Raw genomic sequence first — 4,890 nt, 5'->3', positions numbered from 1 at the left:
CAGCAGCAAGCCAGCCCTCGATGACGCCGGGGATGGACGGGAATGCCATGCCGAAGAGCTCGAAACCCTCGCCAAAGAGGTTGTCGTTCACCCAGTCCGTGCCGGCCGTGCCGAACGCGTTCGCACCGGTGGCAATGGCGTACACTGCCCACATGATGAGGATGAAGAGCGGCAGACCCAGGATACGGTTCGTGACCACGCGGTCGATCTTCTCAGAGATGCTCATGCGCGCGGCGGCCTTCTTCACGCACTCGTCCATGATGTGCGCAATCACCGCGTAGCGCTCGCCCGTGATGATGGATTCGGCATCGTCGTCGCAATCCTGCTCGCACTGGGAGACGAGCGCCTCGACGCGGGCGGCACCGTCCTTGGTGAGGTTAATGGAGCGCGCGGCGTCCTCGTCGCGTTCGAAGAGCTTCACCGCAAAGTAGCGGCGCTTGTTTGCCGGCACCGAACCGGGAAGCTCGGCTTCGATCTTGTTGAGGACATCCTCGATCGCCGAGTCGAACTTGTGCTCTGGCACGGCATCCTTCGTAGCGGCGGCTCGCTTAGCCTCGGCGATGAGCTCGTCGATGCCGGTGTTCCGCAGCGCGGAGACCATGACGACCGGTGCACCCAGGCGGCGCGAAAGCGCCTTAGTGTCGATCTTGTCGCCGTTCTTCTCCACGAGGTCGGCCATGTTGAGCGCCACGACCACGGGCAGGCCCGTCTCGATGACCTGCAGCGCGAGGTAGAGGTTGCGCTCGAGGTTCGTGGCGTCGAGGAGCTGGATCACCACGTCGGGCTCGCCGCTCATGAGATAGTCGCGGCTCACGCGCTCCTCGGGGCTATAGGGGGAAAGCGAATAGATACCGGGAAGGTCGGTCACAGTCACGCTTTTGTCGCGCGAGAGCTTGGCCTCCTTCTTCTCGACCGTCACGCCCGGCCAGTTGCCTACGTAGCCGTTTTGACCGGTAATGAGGTTGAAGAGTGTCGTCTTGCCGCAGTTGGGGTTGCCCGCCAACGCGACATGAAGCTGTGAAGCTGCCATGCATTCCTTCTTTCCTGGGGAAGGCGCTCGCCGAATGGGTTGGCTGGGGACGTGTTCCTTTCAACCCCTTTCAACCCGTGTGCCTGCTGGCCTCCCCTGGCTTTGAAACTTCTTCAGTTGCCGAGTCGCCGTTCCGCATATGACTCATTTGGGATGGGTTGACACGCGTCGTTTCCCGCTCCCCGTCTTGTCAACATGTTGCGTTGGGCTAACTCTGCCATCAAAAAAATACGCGCCTTCGCGCGTGACCGTCGCGCCTACTGCACCTCGACGATCGCCGCCTCTTCCTTGCGAATCGAGAGCTCGTAGCCACGCACGGTGATCTCGACCGGGTCGCCCAGCGGAGCGACCTTCACCACGGTGAACGGCGTGCCCTTGATGAGCCCCAGATCCATGAGGTGACGCCGTAGCGCGCCCGTACCGTGCAGCTTCACGATGGTGGACGAATCCCCCACCTGCACATCTCCCAGCGTTTTCATGCTTCCCCCTTCCTATGCCTTCGCATCCGCGCTGCGCTCGATGGCGCACCGCGGGTTGGTTACGCGGTCATAACGTGGGCGGCAACCTTGGCGTCCAGGCCAAAGCGGGCGCCCTTCACCATGACGATGATGTTGCTGCCACTCGCACTCACCACGTGCACCCGAGACCCTTCGACAAACCCGAGGTTCTCAAGGTGCCGCTTGATGGCATCGTTACCCCGCACGCGCGCGACCGTGACGTCGTCGCCGCTGCGCGCAAAGGACAGCGGCATCGCCGGCATGCCCGATCCCTGTGCCATGCTTGCTCCTTCGTCTTTCACCCTTCGCCCACGGTGAACTACGAGGCGAGAACGCCGAGAGAAAAGCTTCCCTGTGGAGTCCCTTACGTGCCTCGTTTGTTCACCTAAGTAAACTATCATGAGCAAGCGTTCTTTGGAAGAGGGAATTAGCCTTCGCTAACAAAAAGGTAACAATAGCTTACTTCTCACACATGCTACCCTGAAAGGAAGCTGGGTCTTGGACTGAAATGCTCACTCACCTTCCTGGGAGGAATCATGCGCATCGAACATGTCGCGCTGTACGTGCAGGACCTTGAGGCCGCGCGCGCGTTTTTCGAACACTACTTTGATGCGCACGCAGGCACCCCCTATCACAACGTGCGCACGGGATTCCGCTCCTATTTCCTCACGTTCGACGACGGCGCGCGGCTCGAGATTATGACGCGGCCGGACCTGGCCGAGCTGGAGAAGCCCACCGCGCGCACGGGATACGCACATGTGGCGTTCTCCGTGGGCAGTACCGCGGCGGTCGACGCTCTTACCGCGCGGCTTGCCGCCGATGGCTACGAGGTGCTGAGCGGTCCCCGCACCACCGGCGACGGCTATTACGAAAGCTGCATCCTCGACGCTGAAGGCAACCAGATCGAGATCACGGTATAGAAGAAGCGCCGTCCGCCCCGTAAGCAACTGTGAAAACCTGGACCCTGGGCGGAAATACTCGCGCGGCAAAGCGAAAGGCGCCCCGGGACGAATCCCAAGGCGCCTCGTTATCTCGCGATGAAGTGAGAATCTCGGTCCCGAACGGAACGTATCACTTACTCGATGCGCAAGCCGACTTCCTTGAGCTGCGCCAGGGAAACCTCGCTAGGCGCGGCGCTCATAAGGTCGGAGCCGCTCGCGGTCTTGGGGAACGCCATGACGTCGCGGATGGAATCGCAGCCGGCCAGCAGCATGCACACGCGGTCGAGACCGAGCGCGAAGCCGCCCATGGGCGGGGCGCCGAACGTGAGCGCCTCCATGAGGAAGCCGAACTGGCTCTTCGCGCGCTCCTCGGAGAAGCCCATGAACTCGAGCATCTTGAGCTGCAGCTCGGAATCGTGGATACGCATGCCGCCGCCACCGGCCTCAAAGCCGTCCATGACGAAGTCGTACGTGCAGCTGCCCATCGCGAGCGGGTCGGTCTCGAGCAGGTCGAGCTCGTCGAGGTGCGGCTGGGTGAAGGGCTGGTGCTCGGCCTCGTAGCGCTTGGCGTCGTCGTCCCAGTGGAAGAGCGGGAAATTGACGACCCACAGGAAGTCATGACCCTCGCGCGGCACGTTGAGCGCGTCCGCCATGTGGCTGCGCATGCCGCCCAGGATCTCGTCCGAGGCGAGGCGCGGACCGGCGGCGAACATCACGAGGTCACCGGGCTCCACCTCGCAGCGGCTACGCAGCTCAGCCATCTCTTCATCGCTGAAGAACTTCACGATCGGACTGTTCACCGAGCCGTCCTCGCGGAACGCGATCCACGCGAGACCCTTCGCGCCGAACGTCTCGGCCACCTTGGAGAGCTTGTCGATCTGCGCGCGCGGCCACGTACCGGCACCTTTGGCGTTGATAGCCTTGACCACATGCCCCTCGGTATTCGCGGCGCTCGAGAACACCTTGAACGAGGATCCGCGGAACACGTCGGTGAGGTCGACGAGCATCATGCCGTAGCGCGTATCCGGCTTGTCGGAGCCGTAGGTATCCATGGCGTCCCAGTAGGACAGGCGACGGAGCGGCGTGGGCATCTCGACGCCCATCTGCGCGAACGCATCCTGGAGCACATCCTCGAGTGCGCCCATGACGTCGTCCTGGTCAACGAAGCTCATCTCGATGTCCACCTGCGTGAACTCGGGCTGGCGGTCGGCGCGCAGGTCCTCGTCGCGGAAGCACTTCGCAACTTGGTAATAGCGCTCGACGCCGCCCACCATGAGGAGCTGCTTCAAGAGCTGCGGGGACTGCGGCAGCGCGTAGAAGTTGCCGGGCTGCAGACGGCTCGGCACGATGAAGTCGCGCGCGCCCTCGGGCGTGGACTTGAAGAGCGCCGGCGTCTCGACCTCGGTGAACGCGCGGTTGTGCAGGGCGGAGCGGATGGCGAACGTGAAATCGCTGCGCAGCTGGATGCGGCGAGTCATCTCGGGACGGCGCAGGTCGAGGTAGCGGTAACGCAAGCGCGTATCTTCGGCAGTCTCGATGCGGTCCTCGATCTGGAACGGCGGGGTCTTGGAGCGCCCGAGCACCTCGATGCGATCGACAAGCACTTCGATCTCGCCGGTGGGGAGCGCCGAATTCACCGTCTCGTCGTCGCGGGCGATCACGGTGCCGTGCACGAGGATCGGCCACTCGGGGCGCATGGTCTCGGCGGTATGGAACGCCTCGCCGCCCGCGTGCTCCGGGTCGAAGGTGCACTGGGTCATGCCCGTGCGGTCGCGCAGGTCGCAGAAGATGAGCCCGCCATGATCGCGACGGCGCCACACCCAACCGGTGAGCGTGACGTCCTCGCCGATGTTCTCACGACGCAGCTCGCCCGCGGTACGGGTGTGCATGGAATGGATGTTTGCGGGGTTCATCGCGGCCGATGCGGCCGCTGCCTGGGTCTCTGCCACAGGTTCCTCCTTTTCATCTGTGCCGTCCCGTGCCGGAACGGACGGCGTCGTACAGACCGCCGAGCCTGTGTAGACAGCGCAGCTCGGCGCACGAGGAGACATACTACCAGCTTGCAGGCGCGCTCGCACGGCATGCGCGGCGCTTTTTGCAATGTTTACATTGCGTGCCACCGCAGTGCAAAACCACGCAACGCAACGCCATCCAATCTGAGAGAATCAGACGGAGGATTCCGGCGAAAGGAGCACGTTCATATGCGCTGGCTTGGCGTCGACGGCGGCGGCACGAAGACCGCGTTCACCCTGTATGACGAGAACATGTCGCAGCTCGATCGTTTCGAGCTTCCCACCTGCCATTACGCGCAGGTCGGCTTCGCCGGTATGCGCCGCGTATTCAACGAGGGCGTGCAGAGAGCCGAAGCGTCCGGCTTGCTGGGTGACGAATACGGCATAGGGTTCGGCATCTGCGGCTACGG

General features: G+C 63.1%; 5 protein-coding genes and 1 pseudogene. 2 read left to right on the top strand and 4 right to left on the bottom strand.

The features are described 5' to 3' along the window. The 3 genes from QZ079_RS08130 to QZ079_RS08120 all read right to left on the bottom strand — a co-directional run. A partial coding sequence (locus QZ079_RS08130) for a ferrous iron transporter B (RefSeq protein ID WP_297037355.1) occupies positions 1–1,030 on the bottom strand: 1,030 nt, incomplete at its 3' end. Positions 1,031–1,287: 257 nt separating this feature from the next. After that, the gene (locus QZ079_RS08125; RefSeq protein WP_291289919.1) at positions 1,288–1,509 is read right to left on the bottom strand and encodes a FeoA family protein; all 222 of its coding nucleotides are present in this window, start codon (positions 1,507–1,509) and stop codon (positions 1,288–1,290) included. A 59-nt stretch (positions 1,510–1,568) separates the two neighbouring features. After that, the gene (locus QZ079_RS08120) at positions 1,569–1,808 is read right to left on the bottom strand and encodes a FeoA family protein (protein WP_291289679.1); all 240 of its coding nucleotides are present in this window, start codon (positions 1,806–1,808) and stop codon (positions 1,569–1,571) included. A 255-nt stretch (positions 1,809–2,063) separates the two neighbouring features. Here QZ079_RS08120 and QZ079_RS08115 point away from each other — a divergent pair, with 255 nt between their 5' ends. Further along, entirely contained in the window at positions 2,064–2,447 is a 384-nt protein-coding gene (locus QZ079_RS08115; RefSeq protein WP_297037353.1) for a VOC family protein, read from the top strand. Between the two features lie 155 nt (positions 2,448–2,602). Here QZ079_RS08115 and aspS read toward each other — a convergent pair whose 3' ends face one another. Then, on the bottom strand, positions 2,603–4,357 hold the full coding sequence (gene aspS / locus QZ079_RS08110) for an aspartate--tRNA ligase (RefSeq protein WP_297037356.1): 1,755 nt from the start codon (positions 4,355–4,357) through the stop codon (positions 2,603–2,605). Between the two features lie 312 nt (positions 4,358–4,669). Between aspS and QZ079_RS08105 the strand changes: the two are divergent. Next, a pseudogene (locus QZ079_RS08105) lies at positions 4,670–4,890 on the top strand (BadF/BadG/BcrA/BcrD type ATPase); the annotation flags it as partial.

It is taken from the genome of uncultured Enorma sp., from assembly GCA_905210055.1.
GTDB lineage: Bacteria > Actinomycetota > Coriobacteriia > Coriobacteriales > Coriobacteriaceae > Enorma.
The sequence above is the reverse complement of the archived record's forward strand: the minus strand, read 5'-3'. Positions and strand labels throughout refer to the sequence as shown.

Coding starts and splice junctions, on each gene's coding strand:
- QZ079_RS08125 (WP_291289919.1), bottom strand. CDS start 1,509: ATGAAAACGCTGGGAGATGTGCAGGTGGGGGATTCGTCCACCATCGTG.
- QZ079_RS08120 (WP_291289679.1), bottom strand. CDS start 1,808: ATGGCACAGGGATCGGGCATGCCGGCGATGCCGCTGTCCTTTGCGCGC.
- QZ079_RS08115 (WP_297037353.1), top strand. CDS start 2,064: ATGCGCATCGAACATGTCGCGCTGTACGTGCAGGACCTTGAGGCCGCG.
- aspS (WP_297037356.1), bottom strand. CDS start 4,357: ATGCACACCCGTACCGCGGGCGAGCTGCGTCGTGAGAACATCGGCGAG.